Origin of the sequence: Aeromicrobium sp. Root236 (assembly GCF_001428805.1) — a bacterium.
Classification (GTDB): Bacteria; Actinomycetota; Actinomycetes; order Propionibacteriales; family Nocardioidaceae; genus Aeromicrobium.
The window spans coordinates 926243-942837 of the sequence record NZ_LMIS01000001.1; the positions used below are offsets into that span (position 1 = coordinate 926243).

At 69.6% G+C, this 16595-nt stretch carries 17 protein-coding genes; 7 read left to right on the plus strand and 10 right to left on the minus strand.

Going from position 1 to position 16595, the window contains the following annotated elements; translation table 11 throughout:
• Positions 1-240 precede the first annotated feature (240 nt).
• Entirely contained in the window at positions 241-1920 is a 1680-nt protein-coding gene (locus tag ASE12_RS04720) for a ribonuclease J (protein WP_056397579.1), read from the minus strand.
• A gap of 10 nt (positions 1921-1930) precedes the next feature.
• Positions 1931-2839, minus strand: a complete 909-nt coding sequence (dapA, locus tag ASE12_RS04725) for a 4-hydroxy-tetrahydrodipicolinate synthase (RefSeq protein ID WP_056397581.1) — start codon at positions 2837-2839, stop codon at positions 1931-1933.
• Between the two features lie 54 nt (positions 2840-2893).
• Between dapA and ASE12_RS04730 the strand changes: the two genes are divergently transcribed.
• Complete coding sequence (locus tag ASE12_RS04730; RefSeq protein WP_056397584.1) at positions 2894-3682, plus strand: thioesterase family protein; 789 nt, start codon at positions 2894-2896, stop codon at positions 3680-3682.
• Positions 3683-3692: 10 nt separating this feature from the next.
• Here the strand turns inward: ASE12_RS04730 and ASE12_RS04735 are convergent, their stop codons facing one another.
• Positions 3693-4166 (minus strand): dihydrofolate reductase, encoded by a 474-nt coding sequence (locus ASE12_RS04735; RefSeq protein ID WP_056397587.1) that lies wholly within the window; start codon positions 4164-4166, stop codon positions 3693-3695.
• Positions 4167-4191: 25 nt separating this feature from the next.
• A complete protein-coding gene (locus tag ASE12_RS04740; RefSeq protein WP_056397589.1) occupies positions 4192-4986 on the minus strand; it encodes a thymidylate synthase in 795 nt (264 codons plus the stop codon).
• Between the two features lie 50 nt (positions 4987-5036).
• Between ASE12_RS04740 and ASE12_RS04745 the strand changes: the two genes are divergently transcribed.
• The 4 genes from ASE12_RS04745 (at position 5037) to ASE12_RS04760 (ending at position 7126) form a co-directional block, all read left to right on the plus strand.
• Positions 5037-5540, plus strand: coding sequence for a hypothetical protein (locus ASE12_RS04745; protein ID WP_056397592.1), 504 nt, complete (start codon positions 5037-5039; stop codon positions 5538-5540).
• Positions 5541-5619: 79 nt separating this feature from the next.
• On the plus strand, positions 5620-6156 hold the full coding sequence (locus tag ASE12_RS04750) for a GNAT family N-acetyltransferase (RefSeq protein ID WP_056397595.1): 537 nt from the start codon (positions 5620-5622) through the stop codon (positions 6154-6156).
• A complete protein-coding gene (locus tag ASE12_RS04755) occupies positions 6153-6827 on the plus strand; it encodes an AzlC family ABC transporter permease (protein ID WP_056397598.1) in 675 nt (224 codons plus the stop codon). The genes ASE12_RS04750 and ASE12_RS04755 overlap by 4 nt, the downstream gene beginning before the upstream one ends.
• The gene (locus tag ASE12_RS04760) at positions 6824-7126 is read left to right on the plus strand and encodes an AzlD domain-containing protein (RefSeq protein ID WP_056397601.1); all 303 of its coding nucleotides are present in this window, start codon (positions 6824-6826) and stop codon (positions 7124-7126) included. The genes ASE12_RS04755 and ASE12_RS04760 overlap by 4 nt, the downstream gene beginning before the upstream one ends.
• On the opposite strand, the gene dapB is transcribed toward ASE12_RS04760, so the two are convergent.
• The 4 genes from dapB to rpsO form a co-directional block, all read right to left on the minus strand.
• A complete protein-coding gene (gene dapB, locus ASE12_RS04765) occupies positions 7123-7866 on the minus strand; it encodes a 4-hydroxy-tetrahydrodipicolinate reductase (RefSeq protein WP_056397602.1) in 744 nt (247 codons plus the stop codon). The genes ASE12_RS04760 and dapB overlap by 4 nt on opposite strands.
• 9 nt (positions 7867-7875) lie before the next feature.
• A complete protein-coding gene (kynU, locus tag ASE12_RS04770; RefSeq protein WP_056397606.1) occupies positions 7876-9078 on the minus strand; it encodes a kynureninase in 1203 nt (400 codons plus the stop codon).
• Positions 9079-9162: 84 nt separating this feature from the next.
• Entirely contained in the window at positions 9163-11391 is a 2229-nt protein-coding gene (locus ASE12_RS04775; RefSeq protein ID WP_056397609.1) for a polyribonucleotide nucleotidyltransferase, read from the minus strand.
• A gap of 225 nt (positions 11392-11616) precedes the next feature.
• Positions 11617-11871, minus strand: a complete 255-nt coding sequence (gene rpsO / locus ASE12_RS04780; RefSeq protein ID WP_056215938.1) for a 30S ribosomal protein S15 — start codon at positions 11869-11871, stop codon at positions 11617-11619.
• Positions 11872-12091: 220 nt separating this feature from the next.
• Here rpsO and ASE12_RS04785 point away from each other — a divergent pair, with 220 nt between their 5' ends.
• Positions 12092-12976, plus strand: a complete 885-nt coding sequence (locus tag ASE12_RS04785; protein WP_162255465.1) for an SGNH/GDSL hydrolase family protein — start codon at positions 12092-12094, stop codon at positions 12974-12976.
• Here the strand turns inward: ASE12_RS04785 and ASE12_RS04790 are convergent.
• Positions 12973-15189: a beta-glucosidase gene (locus ASE12_RS04790; RefSeq protein WP_056397616.1), complete on the minus strand. Its 2217-nt coding sequence runs from the start codon at positions 15187-15189 to the stop codon at positions 12973-12975. The genes ASE12_RS04785 and ASE12_RS04790 overlap by 4 nt on opposite strands.
• A gap of 80 nt (positions 15190-15269) precedes the next feature.
• The gene (locus ASE12_RS04795; RefSeq protein ID WP_056397619.1) at positions 15270-16196 is read right to left on the minus strand and encodes a bifunctional riboflavin kinase/FAD synthetase; all 927 of its coding nucleotides are present in this window, start codon (positions 16194-16196) and stop codon (positions 15270-15272) included.
• Between the two features lie 111 nt (positions 16197-16307).
• Between ASE12_RS04795 and ASE12_RS04800 the strand changes: the two genes are divergently transcribed.
• Positions 16308-16592, plus strand: coding sequence for a hypothetical protein (locus ASE12_RS04800; RefSeq protein WP_056397621.1), 285 nt, complete (start codon positions 16308-16310; stop codon positions 16590-16592).
• Positions 16593-16595 lie beyond the last annotated feature (3 nt).

Consider the following 16595-nt stretch of genomic DNA (forward strand, 5'->3'; position numbering starts at 1 on the left):
GACGACGTAACACTGTCCGCACAGTCGCCACACCTTTGGTGTGAGAAGTCGCGAGGCGCAAGCCTGTCACTTCCGGGCCGCACTCGTTCGCTGACGAGGCCGCCGGCGGCCGAGTGGGAGCGAGCTCTGCGAGCGAAGCGCCGTGAGACGTGCGCTCGCGCGAGCATGTCGTCGTACGCCCCTTCGGTCGCCCGTTCCTCGCTCCCTCCCGCGACTTCGTCGCCAGGGGCCGGTTGTTGCTCAGGCCTCGATGACGACGGGGAGGATCATCGGCCGGCGGCGCAGCTTGCGGCCGACGTACGAGCCGAGGACCCGGCGTACGACCTGCTGGAGCTGGCGCGAGTCGTGGTTGCCCTCGGCCATCGACTCCTCGAGCGCCGACACGATCTTGGGCAGGATCTCGTCGAAGGCCGAGTCGTCCTCGGCGATGCCGCGCGCGTGGATCTCGGGACCGGAGACGATCTTGCCGTTGGTCGAGTCGACGACCACGACGACGGAGATGAAGCCCTCCTCGCCGAGCACGCGGCGATCCTTGAGCTCGGAATCCGTCAGGTCGCCGACCGAGGAGCCGTCCACGTAGACGTAGCCGCACTGCACGGCGCCGGTGATCGAGGCGTGGCCGTCGACGAGGTCGATGACGAACCCGTCCTCGGCCAGCAGGACGTTGGGCACGCCGGTGGCGGTCGCCAGCTTGGCGTTGGCGTGCAGGTGCCGGATCTCGCCGTGGACCGGGAGCACGTTGGTCGGCTTGACGATGTTGTAGCAGTAGAGCAGCTCGCCGGCCGACGCGTGGCCCGAGACGTGCACCAGGGCGTTGCCCTTGTGGACGACGTTGGCGCCGAGCTTGGTGAGGCCGTCGATCACGCGGTAGATCGCGTTCTCGTTGCCCGGGATCAGCGACGACGCGAGCAGGACCGTGTCGCCCGGCTCGAGGCTGACCTGCTGGTGGCTGTTGTTGGCCATGCGCGACAGCGCTGCCATCGGCTCGCCCTGCGAGCCGGTCGACATCAGCACCATCTCGTGCGGTGGAGCCGCGTCGATCTTGTCGACGACGACGCCGTCGGGCACGTGGAGGTAGCCCAGCTCACGCGCGATCTGCATGTTGCGGACCATCGACCGTCCGACGTACGCGACCTTGCGGTTGTGCTTGACGGCGGCGTCGATGACCTGCTGGACGCGGTGGATGTGCGACGCGAACGACGCCACGATGATGCGCCGGGTGCTGCTGGCGAACACCGCGTCGATCGCCGGGGTGATGTTGCGCTCGGACGTCGTGAACCCCGGCACCTCGGCGTTGGTCGAGTCGGTGAGGAACAGGTCGACGCCCTGCTCGCCGAGGCGCGCGAACGCCCGGAGGTCGGTGATGCGGCCGTCGAGCGGCAGCTGGTCCATCTTGAAGTCGCCGGTGTGCAGCGCGACGCCGGCCGGTGTCTTGATCGCAACGGCGAGGGCGTCGGGGATCGAGTGGTTGACCGCGACGAACTCGAGCTCGAACGGCCCGAACGACTGGACGTCACCCTCGGACACGACGTACTTGGGCGCGTCCTTGAGACGGTGCTCCTTGAGCTTGGGCTCGAGGAACGCCAGCGTGAGCTGCGAGCCGATGACCGGGATGTTGTCGCGCTCACGCAGCAGGTAGGGCACGCCGCCGATGTGGTCCTCGTGGCCGTGCGTCAGCACGATGCCGACGACGTCCTGCAGGCGGTCACGGATGGGGCCGAAGTCGGGCAGGATCAGGTCGACGCCGGGCTGGTGCTCCTCGGGGAAGAGGACGCCGCAGTCGACGACGAGGAGCTTGCCGCCGTACTCGAAGACCGTCATGTTGCGGCCGATCTCACCGAGCCCGCCGAGCGGGATGACGCGCAGAGCGCCTTCGGGGAGTGCGGGAGGCGGATCGAGCTCGAGGTGCATGTGGCTCATTGCGAAGCTTTCAGAGAAGGCCCGAAGCCACCAGGCCGTCGCGTACGATCGCGACTTCCTCGTCGGTGGCTTCGAGGAGTGGTGAACGCATCGTGCGGTGCTCGACCACGCCGAGGAGCTGCAGCGCAGCCTTGGACGTGATCGCACCTTGCGTGTAGGTCATCATCGCCTTGACGGCGGGAAGCAGCTGGTTGTTGATGGATCGTGCGGTGGCGAGGTCGCCGGCGTCGACGGCCGCGACCATGCGTGCGTACGCACCGGCGGCCGCGTGCGAGACGACGCTCACGACGCCGCTGGCGCCCATGGCGAGCCACGGGAGGTTGACCGGGTCGTCGCCGGAATAGATCTTGATGCCGGTCTCGCGCATCAGCCAGGCGCCGCGGTTGAGGTCGCCGAGGGCGTCCTTGACCGCGATCACGAGCGGGTGATCAGCAAGCCGGGCGTACGTGTCGTCGGCGATCGTGACGCCGGTGCGGCCCGGGATGTCGTAGAGCATGACGGGGGTGTCGTCGCCGGCGCGGGCGACCTCCTCGATGTGCGAGAGGATGCCGGCCTGCGGGGGCTTGCTGTAGTAGGGCGTGACGAGCAGCAGCCCGTGCGCGCCGGCCTTCTTGGCCTGCTCGGCGAGCTCGACGGAGTGACGCGTGTCGTTCGTGCCGACCCCGGCGACGACCGTCGCACGGTCTCCGACGGCTTCGAGGACCGCAGCCAGCAGCCGACCGTCCTCGGCGACGGTGGTGGTCGGCGACTCCCCGGTCGTGCCGCTGATGACGAGTCCGTCGCTGCCCTGGTCGACGAGGTAGGACGCGACCTTCTGCGCGTCGGCGAGGTCGAGCTCACCCTCGCGGGTGAACGGCGTGACCATGGCGGTCAGCACGCGCCCGAAGGGCGCAGCCTCGGTGGCGAGCGGCGACGTCATACCCACGAGGCTACCGCTTGAGCCGGTGTCCGCAGCGACCGGCAGGATGACGGTGTGACCGAGGACATCTATGACATCGACACCGCGTCGGTCCCCCGGGGCGACGGCATCCGCGACCTGACCCTGACGGATCGGTGGAACACACCGCTCGGCAAGCCCAACGGTGGCTACATCCTCGCGGCGATGCTGCGCGGTCTCGGCGAGGAGATGGGTGCCGACGACGCCATGGTCGGCGCGGTGACCTACCTCGCGTCGCCCGAGACCGGCGCAGCCGAGCTGCGCACGACGTCGCTGCGTCGCGGTCGCCGGGTCCAGACAGGCGAGGCGGCGCTGTGGGAGGGCGACCGGCACATCGCCCAGCTGCTGGCGAGCTTCGGCGCCCGCAGCGGCGGACGGACGGTCGAGCTCGGCACTCCCCCGGACCTGCCGGCTCCCGACGCCTGCATCAACCCCAAGGACTTCCCCGACGCGATGCCCGCGTCGACGATCTTCGATCGCGTCGACTACCGGCTCGGCACGGCACCGGGCTGGGCACTGGGCCAGCCGAGCGGCGATCCCACGTTCGAGCTGTGGCAACGCCTCGCCGACGGTCGCGAGATCGACCTTCCCGCGCTGGCGTTCCTCTGCGACTCGTACGCCCCGCCGGTGCTCGAGATCGGTGAGGCGCAGTCGATGACGGTGCAGCTCACGGTCCACCTGCACCGCAGGCCCGTGCCGGGCTGGATCGCGACCCGCCTCACGACGCGCCACGTCATCAAGGGCTTCCACGAGGAGGACTGCGAGCTGTGGGACGAGGCCGGCAACCTCGTCGCCCAGAGCCGTCAGCTCGCCATCCTCCTCTGACCCACCGCGGTCAGGCGCGGTCGTAGGTGGCGATGTCGTAGCCGTCGTACGTCTCGCGGCCCACCTCGGTCCACGCGGACCAGTCGAGGTCGGGGAACCAGGCATCACCGTCGGGTGCCAGGTGCACGTGCGTGACGACCATGCGGTCGACGAGCTGCTCAGCCAGCGCCTCGGCATAGACCTGCGCGCCACCGATCAGGAACGCCTCGTCGTCACGCCCCAGCGCCAGGGCCAGCGCATCGGTCAGAGTGTGCGCCACCTCGACGCCGTCGGCGTGCCAGTCGGCGTTGCGGGTCAGCACGATCGACGTGCGGCCCGGCAGGGGTCGGCCGATCGACTCGTACGTCGTGCGGCCCATCACGATCGGGTGCCCCATCGTCAGCGCCTTGAACTGCTGCTGGTCGCCCGTGCGCGGCCACGGCATCTCGCCGTCGTTGCCGATCACACCGTTGGACCCGATCGCCACGACGATCGTGACCGTCACAGTGCTGTCGTCATTCGGCTCCGCCTCATACGGCGATCGGAGCCTTGATCGCCGGGTGCGGGTCGTAGCCGGTGACCTTGATCGAGTCGAGCGTGAAGCCGTCGATCGAGGTGACGGACGGGTCGAGCCACAGCTCGGGCAGCTCACGCGGCTCGCGGGTCAGCTGCTCACGGGCCTGGTCGAGGTGGTTGACGTAGAGGTGCGCGTCGCCGAGCGTGTGCACGAAGTCGCCGACCTGGAGCCCCGTGACCTGCGCGACCATGTGGGTCAGCAGCGCGTAGGAGGCGATGTTGAACGGCACGCCAAGGAAGACGTCGGCCGAACGTTGGTACATCTGGCACGAGAGCTTGCCGTCGGCGACGTAGAACTGGAAGAACGCGTGGCACGGCATCAACGCCATCGCGTCGAGCTCGGCGACGTTCCACGCGCTGACGACGTGACGACGCGAGTCGGGGTTGGTCTTGATCTGCTCGATGACGGCTGCGAGCTGGTCGATGTGCTCGCCGCCCGGCGCAGGCCAGGAGCGCCACTGGTAGCCGTAGACCGGCCCGAGGTCGCCGTTGTCGTCGGCCCACTCGTCCCAGATCGTCACGCCGTTGTCGCGGAGGTAGCCGGTGTTGGTGTCGCCCGCGATGAACCACAGCAGCTCGGCGACGACCGACTTGAGGTGCACCTTCTTGGTCGTCACGAGAGGGAATCCCTCGCTGAGGTCGAACCGCATCTGGTGGCCGAAGACGCTGCGCGTGCCGGTGCCCGTGCGGTCACCCTTGGCGACCCCTTCGTCGAGGATCCGTTGGACGAGATCGAGGTAGGCCCGCATGACCGCAGACTATCAATCGCCACCGACGGATCGTGTGCGAAACTCTGACCATGCCGAGCGCTGAATACGACGCCACACCCAAAGAGGTCCGCAACTTCGCGTTGGTGCAGATCGGAATGGTCGCCGCCTTCCTCGTGGCCCTGTTCTTCCTGTTCGGTGGGTCCGACGCGGACTACCCGCCGGCGTGGCTCGCGGTCGCGCTCGTCGTGCCGATCGCGGTCGGCGCGTTCTTCGCCGAGCGGGTCTGGCTGAGGGCCTCGCCGCTGTCGCCCGAGACACCACCCCATGAGCTGCGCAACGAGGCGATCGGCGTCTTCGCGGCGCAGACCGTGCGCAAGTTCTTCTACTGCTTCTTCGCGATGATCATCCCGGCCTGCGCCGTCACGTTCGCCGGCGACTACGGAGGATGGCCCCTCGTCATTGCCGGATTCCCCGGCCTCGCGGTCATCGGGTGGGAGACCTGGCCGACGCTTCGCAACACGTCGATGACCGCGGCGATGCTCGACTCCCAGGGCGCCGAGTCACACCTCGTCGAGAGCTTCCTGGACGCGTGAGCGAGCGCCAGCGAGCGAACCATGTTGCTGCCATCACGCCGGCGCCCGCTTATCCTGCCTTTTCGATGCGGGTGACGGCGTGACCACTGCTGACGTCAGCGCGCGTCTGGCCTGGCCGGACGACGCGACCTCGATCGTTCGTGTGCAGCTCGCGCGGTGGCGCGAGAGCTACGCCGACCTGGTCTCGCCCGACGAGCTCGAGGCCACCGCCGATACCGAGCTCGCCGAGCGCTGGGCCACGGTGATCTCCTCCCCCAAGGACGCGCGCATGCGGGTGCTGGTGGCGTTGGAGCGGGCGGACGTACGCGGGTTCGCGCTCGTGCACCCGTGCTACGACCCTGACGCCGACCAGGTGGCCGACGGCGAGATCGGCGAGCTCGTCATCGACCCCGCGCACCAGCGCGAGGGCCATGGCTCGCGCCTCCTGCAGGCCGCCGTCGACACCCTCGCCGCCGACAAGTTCACCCGCGCCGTGTGGTGGGTGGGCTCGACCGACGACGTGCTGCGCGGGTTCGTCACGGAGTCCGGCTGGGAGCCCGACGGCGCCCATCGTGAGCTCGCGTCCGACACCGGGGAGACCCTCAAGCAGATCCGGCTGCACACCGCGATCGGATGACGGCGACCGACCGCTCCGTCATCGTCGACTCGTTGGGAGTCGGCCTGGCGACTGGTGCGTACGGCGTCTCGTTCGGCGCGATCTCCACGACCTCCGGCCTCGACGTGCTGCAGACCTGCGTGCTGTCGCTCCTGGTGTTCACGGGCGCCTCGCAGTTCGCCTTCATCGGCATCATCGCGTCCGGGGGCAACCCGGTGACCGGCGCGTTGACCGCGGTCCTGCTCGGCAGCCGCAACCTGTTCTACGGACTCAGCCTCGCCCAGAAGCTCGACCTCAACGGCCCGCAACGGCTCGGCTCGGCCCACTTCGTGATCGACGAGTCGACCGCGATGGCCGTCACCCGCGAGACGACGCGGCAGACCCGGCTCGGCTTCTACTGGACCGGCATCTCGATCTTCGTGCTCTGGAACCTCATGACGTACGTCGGTGCGGTGGCCGGCGAGAAGATCGGCGACCCCGAGACGTACGGGCTCGACGCCGCCGTCGGCGCGGCGTTCCTGGGGCTGCTGTGGCCCCGGCTGACGTCGTGGCACGCCCGGCTCGTCGCCCTGTTCGGCGCCGCGGTCGCCCTCGGGCTGGTCCCGATGAGCGCTGCCGGCCTGCCGATCATCCTCGGCGGCGGGGCCGCGGTCCTGCTCGGCATGCTGTGGCGCCCCAAGGCGGCACCATGACGTCGCTGTGGATCGGCATCGTCGTGATGATCGTCGGCTGCTTCGCACTGAAGTACGCCGGGCTGTCGGTGCCGGAGCGGGTGCTCAACCACCCCGCGACGGTGCGCGCCGCCGACCTCATCCCGGTCGCACTGCTCGGAGCATTGATCGCGGTTCAGGTGTTCGCCCACGGCGACTCGCTCACGATCGACGCCCGGCTGCTGGGGCTCGTCGTCGCTGCAGTGCTGTTGTCGTTGCGCGTGCCGTTCCTGCCGGTCGTGTTCGCCGCAGCCCTCGTCGCCGCGCTCGTACGCCTCTAGAGGCCGAGCACGGCCTCGAGCCCCACGGTGACGCCAGGACGCGTCGGCACCGCGCGTACGGCCGCCACGACGCCGGGCATGAACGACGCCCGGTCGATCGAGTCGTGACGGATCGAGAACGTCTCCCCCGCCCCACCGAACAGGACCTCCTGCGACGCCGTGAACCCGCGGGCACGCACCGAGTGCACGGGGATGCCCGCGACCTTGGCGCCGCGTGCGCCGTCGGGGTCCGTCGTCGTGGCGTCCGGCAGCGGCGCGGATCCGGCGGCGTCGCGGGCCGCGGCGATCATCTCGGCGGTGCGCGTGGCGGTGCCGGACGGTGCGTCGATCTTGTTGGGATGGTGCAGCTCGATGACCTCGATCGACTCGAAGAACGGCGCAGCCGTGGCGGCGAAGCGCATCATCAGCACCGCGCCGATCGAGAAGTTGGGCACGATCAGCACGCCGGTCGACGGCGCGTCGCCCAGCAGGCCGCGCACGCGATCGATCTTGGCATCGTCGAAGCCGGAGGTGCCGACCACGACGTTGACTCCGTGCTCGATGCACCACGCCACGTTGTCCAGCGCCACGGCTGGCTGCGTGAAGTCGAGCGCGACCTCGGCTCCCGACTCCGCGACCAGGTCGAGCGAGTCGTCGACGTCGACCTCGGCCACGACCTCGATGCCGTCGGCGTCATTGAGCGCCCGGACCGACTCCGAACCCATGCGCCCCTTGGCACCCAGCACCGCGACTCGTGTCATGGCGCCAGCCTATCGGCGAGTACTGCCGACGCAGTCGACGAGGATGCGGATCCCGGCCTCGACCTCGGCGAACGAGGTCGACAGCGGTGACAGCCCGAGTCGGATCAGGTCGGGCTCCCGGAAGTCCGGCACGACGCCGCGCCCGATCATCTCGTCGGTGATGCGGCGCGCCTCCGGATGGCGCACGGTGACGTGGCTCCCGCGCAGAGCCGAGTCGCGTGGTGTCACCAGCTCGAGGCCGGCGTCGTCCAGCAGCTCGACCGCGTACGCCGTCAGGGCCTCGGACTTGGCCCGGATCGCGTCGGTGCCTGCCTCGGCGATCAGGCGTACGCCCTCCTGCACCGCGACGATGCCGGTGACCAACGGGGTGCCGCTGAGCATCCGCCGGATCGTCGGCGCCACCTCGTACGTCTCGGACATCGCGAACAGGTCCGACGCGCTCCACCAGCCGGCGATCGGCTGGGTCACCGCGGTCAGGTGCCGCTCGGCGACGTACAGGAACGCCGGCGCGCCGGGACCGCTGTTGACGTACTTGTAGGTGCAGCCGACCGCGAAGTCGACCTCGGCCGCGTCGAGCGCGATCGGCAGCACACCTGCGGAGTGGCAGAGGTCCCACACGATCACGGCACCGTGATCGTGCACGAGCCGCGTGACGGCGCTCAAGTCGACCAAGGTGCCGGAACGGTAGTCGACGTGGCTCAGCACGACCACGGCCGTACGCTCACCGACCACGTCGGCGAGCTCGTCGACCGTGACGTTGTCGACCAGGTCCGGTCGCAGCCAGCGGACCGTCAGGCCGCGAGCGGCGGCGACCGACTCGACGAGGTAGCGGTCGGTCGGGAAGTTCGTCGCGTCGATCACGATCTCGTCGCGCTCGGGGCGTAGGCCGATCGCTGCGTGCAGCAGCTTGTAGAGGTTGACCGAGGTCGAGTCGGCGATCACCGTCTGCCCGGCAGCGGCACCCAGGAGCGCTTCGCCGAGCTCGTCACCGACGGTGACCGGGAGGTCGACCCACGAGTCCTCCCAACCGCGGATCAACCGGCTCCCCCACTCCTCGCGCACGAACGCAGCGAGCCGGTCGACCGTCGCCTGGGGCACGCGGCCCAGCGAGTTGCCGTCGAGGTAGGCGACGAGGTCCTCGTCGATCACGAAGCGTTCGCGGAACGCGGCCAGTGGGTCAGCGCCGTCGAGGACGTCAGGGGGTGTCGTCACCGGGTGATGCTCTCACGACCGTCGGTCCTCGGGTACGCCGAAGGGCCCGGCTGCCGAAGCAACCGGGCCCTTCAGACGTACGGATCAGGCGTCGGAGCTGACCGGCTCCTCGGCCGGGGCAGCCTCGTCACCCTTGTCCTCGAGGACCGGGACCAGCGAGAGCTTGCCGCGGTCGCCGAGCTCGGCGATCTCGACCTGGATCTTCTGGCCGACCTTGACGACGTCCTCGACGTTGTTGACGCGCTGGCCGCCGTTGAGCTCACGCAGCTTGCTGATGTGCAGCAGGCCGTCGCGCCCCGGAGCCAGCGACACGAACGCGCCGAAGTCGACCGTCTTGACGACGGTGCCGAGGTAGCGCTCGCCGACCTCGGGCATCGTCGGGTTGGCGATGGCGTTGATCGCGTCGCGGGCGGCCTCGGCAGCTTCGCCGCTCTCCGCACCGACGTAGACCGTGCCGTCGTCCTCGAGCGAGATGTTGGCGCCCGTCTCGTCCTGGATCTGGTTGATGATCTTGCCCTTGGGGCCGATGACCTCACCGATCTTGTCCACGGGGATCTTGATCGTGATGATCCGCGGGGCGTAGGGGCTCATGTCGTCGGGCTCGTCGATGGCCTCGGCCATGACGTCGAGGATCGCGACACGCGCACCGTAGGCCTGGGTCAGCGCGCCGGCCAGCACGTCGGCGGGGATGCCGTCGAGCTTGGTGTCGAGCTGCAGGGCGGTGACGAACTCGCGCGTTCCGGCGACCTTGAAGTCCATGTCGCCGAAGGCGTCCTCGGCTCCCAGGATGTCGGTCAGCGTGACGAACGTCTGCTTGCCGTCGATCTCACCGGAGATCAGGCCCATCGCGATGCCGGCGACCGGCGCGCGCAGCGGCACACCGGCGTTGAGCAGGCCCAGCGTCGAGGCGCAGACCGAACCCATCGAGGTGGAGCCGTTGGAGCTGAGCGCCTCGGACACCTGGCGGATCGCGTAGGGGAACTCCTCGCGCGTCGGCAGGACCGGGAGGAGCGCACGGCCCGCGAGGGCACCGTGGCCGATCTCGCGGCGCTTCGGCGAACCGACCCGGCCGGTCTCACCGGTCGAGTAGGGCGGGAAGTTGTAGTTGTGCATGTAGCGGCGCGACGTCTCGGGCGAGAGCGTGTCGAGCTTCTGCTCGAGGCCCAGCATGTTGAGCGTCGTGATGCCCATGATCTGCGTCTCGCCGCGCTGGAACAGCGCCGAGCCGTGCACGCGGGGGACGATGCCGACCTCGGCGCTGAGGGCACGGATGTCCTCGAGGCCACGGCCGTCGATGCGGACCTTGTCGCGCAGGACGCGCTCGCGGACGACAGCCTTGGTCACGGAGCGAACGGCGGCGCCGATCTCCTTCTCGCGACCCTCGAACTGCTCACCGAGCTTCTCGATGACGTCGGCCTTGATCTCGGACTCGCGCTCCTCGCGGTCAGCCTTGCTGACGATCGTGAGGGCCTGGGCCAGATCGGCCTTGGCGACGGCCTCGACGGCTTCGTAGACGTCGTCCTCGTAGTCGAGGAAGATCGGGAACTCGCGGACCGGCTTGGCGGCGGTCTCGGCGAGGGCGATCTGCGCCTCGCACAGCTGCTTGATGAAGACCTTGGCGGCCTCGAGGCCACCGGCGACGACCTCTTCGGTCGGCGCCTGGACACCGCTCTGGACGAGGTCCCAGGTCGACTCGGTCGACTCGGCCTCGACCATCATGATGGCGACGTCGTCACCAGCGATGCGGCCGGCGACCACCATGTCGAACACGGCGTTCTCGAGCTGGCTGTGCGTCGGGAAGCCGACCCACTGGCCGTCGATCAGGGCGACGCGCGTGGCGCCGACGGGACCGGTGAACGGCAGGCCCGAGATCTGGGTCGACGCGGAAGCCGCGTTGATCGCCAGGACGTCGTACGGCGTGTCGGGGTTGAGCGCCAGGACCGTGATGACGACCTGGACCTCGTTGCGCAGACCCTTCTTGAAGGTCGGGCGCAGCGGGCGGTCGATCAGGCGGCACGTGAGGATCGCGTCCTCGCTGGGGCGTCCTTCACGGCGGAAGAACGAGCCCGGGATGCGACCGGCGGCGTACATCCGCTCCTCGACGTCGATCGTCAAGGGGAAGAAGTCGAAGTGGTCCTTGGGGTGCTTGCCGGCCGTGGTGGCCGACAGGAGCATCGTGTCGTCGTCGAGGAAGGCGGCGACGGAGCCGGCGGCCTGCTGGGCGAGGACGCCCGTCTCGAAACGGATCGTGCGGGTGCCGAAGCTGCCATTGTCGATGACGGTCTCAGCGGTGTGAAGTGTGGATTCCGACATGGAAGTCCCTTCCGCAGGCGTATGCCTGCCTGTTGGGACGAGAGGTGCCAGACGGTGAAACCGTGTCGGTCTTCGATCGAGGCCTGCGGGCGTTCCGTGCGGAACATCCCGAGGGCCACTACCGAGGACCGAGCTCGTCGTGCCTGGGCACTCTCGTCATGGGTGGTGCGATGTGCAGTTGTGAAGAAAGGCGGTCACTCCACGGGGAGTGACCGCCTCAGGGGTCTAGCGGCGCAGACCGAGACGCTCGATGAGCGAGCGGTAGCGCTCGATGTCGTTGTTCTGCAGGTAGTTGAGCAGACGACGACGCTGTCCGACGAGGAGCAGCAGACCACGACGGCTGTGGTGGTCGTGCTTGTGCTCCTGCAGGTGCGCGGTCAGGTGCGAGATGCGACCCGTCAGGAGCGCGATCTGGACCTCAGGGGATCCGGTGTCGCCGTCACTGAGCGCGTACTGCTTGATGATGTCTTCCTTGGCAATGCCTGCGACCGTGGGCGCAGCAGTCTTCTTTGACACTCTTCTCCTCTGGGGGTTCCGTTGCACGGCGCGCCCGGGCTTGTCCACCGGGGCACTCTGGATCCGTGGCCGATCAGACGGCAACGTCCAGAGTATCAGCGCCACTGCTCCCGGGGCGAATCGCCGGCGGAGGGCAAGAGGTCCTTCACCGAGCGGTCACCAGGCCCCGGCTAGCGTCGTGCACATGTCGTGGAGAGCCTTGGTCGCCGGCGTGGCGGTCGCGGCGCTGCTCGCGGGTTGCTCGTCGGCACCCGACCAGCCGGCACCGTCCAGCTCGACCACGGTGACCCCGACGCCGAGCCGGACGCCCGCGCTGCCGGCCGTACGCTCGTACGTCGCCCTCGGCGACTCGTTCACCGCCGGTCCGGGGCTCGCCGCCCTGGGTGCGGGCGGCGAGCTGTGCCTGCGCTCCGACCACAACTGGCCGTCGTTGCTGGCGCAGCGGCTCGACGCGACGTCGTTCACCGACGTCAGCTGCGCCGGCGCGACGACCCACGACGTTCTGCACCAGGCCGGCGGACCCGTCGGGGCGCGACCGCAGATCGCCGCTGTCCGGGCCGGCACGGACCTCGTCACCGTCGGCATCGGCGGCAACGACGGCAACCTGTTCGCGTCCCTGATCTCGGCCTGCACGGGCGGTCAGGGAGCGTGTGCGCCGTTCTCCCGCGACTCCGCGCCGAGGATCCTGCACCAGACCGTCAGCGACATCGCGACGGTGCTCGATGACGTACGCGCGAAGGCTCCGAAGGCGACCGTCCTGCTCGTCGGCTACCTGCGGATCATGCCCGACTCCGGCACGTGCCCGACGATCGGCATCCCTGCCGCCGACACGGCAGCTGTCGCGGCAGCCGAGGAGGCCCTCGACCAGGCGCTTGCCGATGCCGCACGCAACGCGGGCGTCCCGTACGTCTCGATGCGCAAGGCGTCGCGCGGGCACGACGCGTGCGCGGGTGCGCGCGCCTGGACCAACGGCCGCACCGTGCGAGACGCCGACGGCATCGCGTTCCACCCAAGACTGGCCGGCATGCAGGCCGTCGCCAGGGCGGTCGCGGCCGAGCTCGCGGACTAGCAGGCACCCCCGCCGATGGGCAGCTGGCCGTCGAGCGGCAGGTCGCGCGACGAGAAGCCGACCTTGACCGCGGCGCAGCCCTTCGTCACCTTCCACGCCGACGCGCTGGTGTCCCAGTACGACAGGGCGCGCTCGTCGAGCGGGAACGAGACCGTGCGCGACTCCCCCGGCGCGAGCTGGACCTTGGTGAAGCCCTTGAGCGCCGCGGGCGGCTGCTGCACCGACGCCGACTGGTCCGGCAGGCCGAGGTAGAGCTGCGGCACCGCATAGCCCGTACGATCGCCGGTGTTCGTCACGCGAGCCTTCACCGTGGCGCCGCTGCCGTTTGGGACGACCTCGAGCCCGGACAGCGCGAACGAGGTGTAGGAAAGACCGAACCCGAACGGGTAGGCCGGCGCCAGCTTCTTCTCGTCGTACCAGCGATAACCGACGAACACGCCCTCGTCGTAGTGCGTGTCGAGACCGAGGACGCCGCTGCCGGGATAGCGCGCGGTGCTCACCGCGGTCGGCAGCTGCGACTCGCTGTCGGGGAACGTGATGGGCAACCGGCCACCGGGGTCGACGTCGCCGAACAGCACCCTGGCGAGCGCCGGGCCGCCGTGCGCGCCGGGATACCAGGCCTGCACGAGCGCGGCGACCTTCGACCGCCACGGCGTGAGGTCGGCCCCGCCGGACTCGAGGACCACGACGGTCTTGGGCTGGCCGGTCGCGACGGCGTCGATCAGCGCGTCCTGGTTGCCGTTCACGCCCGGGCACTCCAAGGTCAGGCAGTTGCGGTCCGATCCCTCGCCGTACTGGTCCTTGGCGACGACGATCGCGAGGTCCGCGGCCTTGGCGGCGGCAGTCGCTCGCGCCTTGTCGGTGCCGTCGTCGTACGTGACCGCGACGCCTGAGCCGGCACGGGCCTTGAGGCCGTCGAGGAGCGAGTGGTTCTCGAACGGCGCGACCTCACCGGACCCGCCGCCGACGGCGAACTGTGTCGCGGGCTTGCCGATCACGACGATCGACTTCACGGACGGCGAGATCGGCAGGACGTGGTCCTGGTTGCGCAGCAACGTCGTCGACTGCTCGGCGATGCGCTGGGAAGCCAGCCCGTCGGCGGTCTTGTCGATCTGCGCGTCGTCGTTGCGGTACGCCGCCCGGTCGAACACGCCGAACCGGAACCACGTCTCGAGCATCACGTGCACGTGCTGGTCGATCGTCGCCCGCGAGACCTGACCGAGAGTCACCGCGCCGGACACCAGCAGCGGCTGGTAGCCGACCGGCGGCCAGGGCTCGAAGTCGAGGCCGTTGTTGAGGCCACCGTCGGTGGTGTGGATCGCCAGGTAGTCCGCGATCGTGTAGCCCTTGAAGCCCCACTCGTCGCGCAGGATCTGCTTGAGCAGCGTCGGGTTCTGGCAGGCGTACTTGCCGTTGACCCGGTTGTAGGCGCACATGATCGTGCCGACCTTGGCCTCCTTGACTGCCGCCTCGAACTGCGGGAGGTAGATCTCGCGCAGCGTGCGGTCGTCGACGATCGAGTTCTGTGCGTAGCGCGTGCCGATGATCCCGAGCCCGAGCGGGAGGTACTCGTTGAGCACGCCGCCCGTGAGGTCGATGCCCTCCTGGTTGTTGGCGGCGAAGTGCTTGACGTTGCCGATGAGCCCGGTCGACTGCGCGCCCTCGATCCACGCGACGCCGAGCCGGCTGGTCAGCCACGGGTCCTCGCCGTAGCCCTCGAACGTACGACCGGCCAGCGGGGTGCGGGCGATGTTGACCGTCGGGGCGTAGATCGCGTCATTGCCCTTGGCTCTCGCCTCGAGCGCCGCCACCGTGCCGTGCGAGCGGGCCAGCTCCGGGTCGAACGTGGCTGCGAGGGTCAGCGGCGCCGGCAGCCCGATCGACTTGCCCTGACGCGGGCCCACCGGACCATCGCTGTAGTAGATGGTCGGCACGTCGAGGCGCGGAATGCCCTTCTGCACGCCGGTGTGCTGGTCGGGTCCGCTGAACGCGCCGGAGGTCAGCGAGTCGCCTCCCAGCATGCCGACCTTCTCGGTCAGCGTCATCTGCGCGAGCAGCAGGTCGGCCCGCTTGCCCGGGCTCAACGACGTGTCGCACCAGGGATGGTCACCGCAGCGCCCCGCTGCGGCAGCCGGCGACGCCGGGACCAGGGCAAGGGTCGAGGTGGCCGTCGCAGCGGCGATGACCAGGCCGAGCAGGCGTCGCGTCGTCATGGGGCTCCCCACGTCAGGCGTGCCGCACGCACGCAGAATGCGGACAACGTACCCGCGTTCGGCGCGAGGTGGAACAGGTTTCAGGTTTGCAGAATCTCGCGGGCCTTGTCGACGTCCTGGTGCATCTGCGCGATGAGCGGGTCGATGCCCTCGTACTTGACCATGCTTCGCAGCCGGTCGACCAGCTCGACGCGGATCGACTCGCCGTAGAGCTCCAGGTCGGTGCGGTCGATGACGTACGACTCGACGCGTCGCTCGACGCCGTCGAACGTGGGGTTGGTGCCGACCGAGATCGCCGCGGGCAGTCTCTCGCCGTCAGCGCGTACGAGCCAGCCGGCGTAGACCCCGTCGGGTGGCACCGCGTAGGCCTCGTCGACCGGGACGTTGGCCGTCGGGAAGCCCAGCTCGCGGCCCCGCTGGTCACCCTTGGTGACGATGCCGGACACCTCGTGGGGGCGGCCGAGCACCTCGGCGGCCTCGACGAGCCGGCCCTCGGCGACCAACGTACGGACGAGTGTCGACGAGTAGGGCACCGCACCGCCGTCGAGGGCGAGACCGTCGACCGCGAACCCGGCGCGCTCCCCCGCCTCGCGGAGGAAGGTCGTGTCGCCGCTGGCCTTGGAGCCGAAGCGGAAGTTGTCGCCGACCGCCACGAGTCCGGCGCTGAGCTGCTCCACCAGGACCCGGTCGACGAACTCCTGCGGCGACCACGACGCCATCTCGGCGGTGAAGTTGAGGATGCGGACCTCGTCGGCGCCCGCGGCACGCAGCAGCTCGACCCGGCGCTCGATCGTGGTGAGCCGCGTCGGCGCCTGCTCCGGGCGTACGACGGCCAGTGGGTGAGGCACGAAGGTCACCGCGATGACCGGCAGCCCACCGGCGAGCTCACGGGTGCGGGCCAGCACGTGCTGGTGTCCCTTGTGCACGCCGTCGAAGTTGCCCACCGTCACGGCGGACGGCTCGGTGCGCGGATCCGTCGCGGCACCGCGGAAGTCACGCCAGATCATCACGACAAAACTGTGCCACACGACCGATGATCGCCCGGCACGGGCCGAACCTAAGAACACTCTCATCACCGCCTCATCGACCCGCGCGGACGCATGGGGCAGGCTGGAGCCATGGACCTGCGCAGACGCCTCCCCGCTGCGGTGCTCGCCGTCGTGGCGCTGGCGCTCGCCGCGGTCATCGTCTCCAGGGTCTCTGCCGGCGCCGATCCGGCGCCGCGCGACACCACCCCGATCACGATCGCGCCCGACCAAGATCCCACCCCGTCCACGACGCCGACGCACGGCGACGACGACACGTCCGGCAAGGTCACCCCGCGCGTGCGCGACGACGATGACGACGACGGCCCCGATGATGATGACGACGACCACACCGGGCCCGGCGACGATGACGACTGAGGG

Coding starts and splice junctions, on each gene's coding strand:
- ASE12_RS04720 (WP_056397579.1), bottom strand. CDS start 1,920: ATGAGCCACATGCACCTCGAGCTCGATCCGCCTCCCGCACTCCCCGAA.
- dapA (WP_056397581.1), bottom strand. CDS start 2,839: ATGACGTCGCCGCTCGCCACCGAGGCTGCGCCCTTCGGGCGCGTGCTG.
- ASE12_RS04740 (WP_056397589.1), bottom strand. CDS start 4,986: ATGCGGGCCTACCTCGATCTCGTCCAACGGATCCTCGACGAAGGGGTC.
- ASE12_RS04745 (WP_056397592.1), top strand. CDS start 5,037: ATGCCGAGCGCTGAATACGACGCCACACCCAAAGAGGTCCGCAACTTC.
- ASE12_RS04755 (WP_056397598.1), top strand. CDS start 6,153: ATGACGGCGACCGACCGCTCCGTCATCGTCGACTCGTTGGGAGTCGGC.
- ASE12_RS04760 (WP_056397601.1), top strand. CDS start 6,824: ATGACGTCGCTGTGGATCGGCATCGTCGTGATGATCGTCGGCTGCTTC.
- dapB (WP_056397602.1), bottom strand. CDS start 7,866: ATGACACGAGTCGCGGTGCTGGGTGCCAAGGGGCGCATGGGTTCGGAG.
- ASE12_RS04775 (WP_056397609.1), bottom strand. CDS start 11,391: ATGTCGGAATCCACACTTCACACCGCTGAGACCGTCATCGACAATGGC.
- ASE12_RS04785 (WP_162255465.1), top strand. CDS start 12,092: ATGTCGTGGAGAGCCTTGGTCGCCGGCGTGGCGGTCGCGGCGCTGCTC.
- ASE12_RS04790 (WP_056397616.1), bottom strand. CDS start 15,189: ATGACGACGCGACGCCTGCTCGGCCTGGTCATCGCCGCTGCGACGGCC.
- ASE12_RS04795 (WP_056397619.1), bottom strand. CDS start 16,196: ATGATCTGGCGTGACTTCCGCGGTGCCGCGACGGATCCGCGCACCGAG.
- ASE12_RS04800 (WP_056397621.1), top strand. CDS start 16,308: ATGGACCTGCGCAGACGCCTCCCCGCTGCGGTGCTCGCCGTCGTGGCG.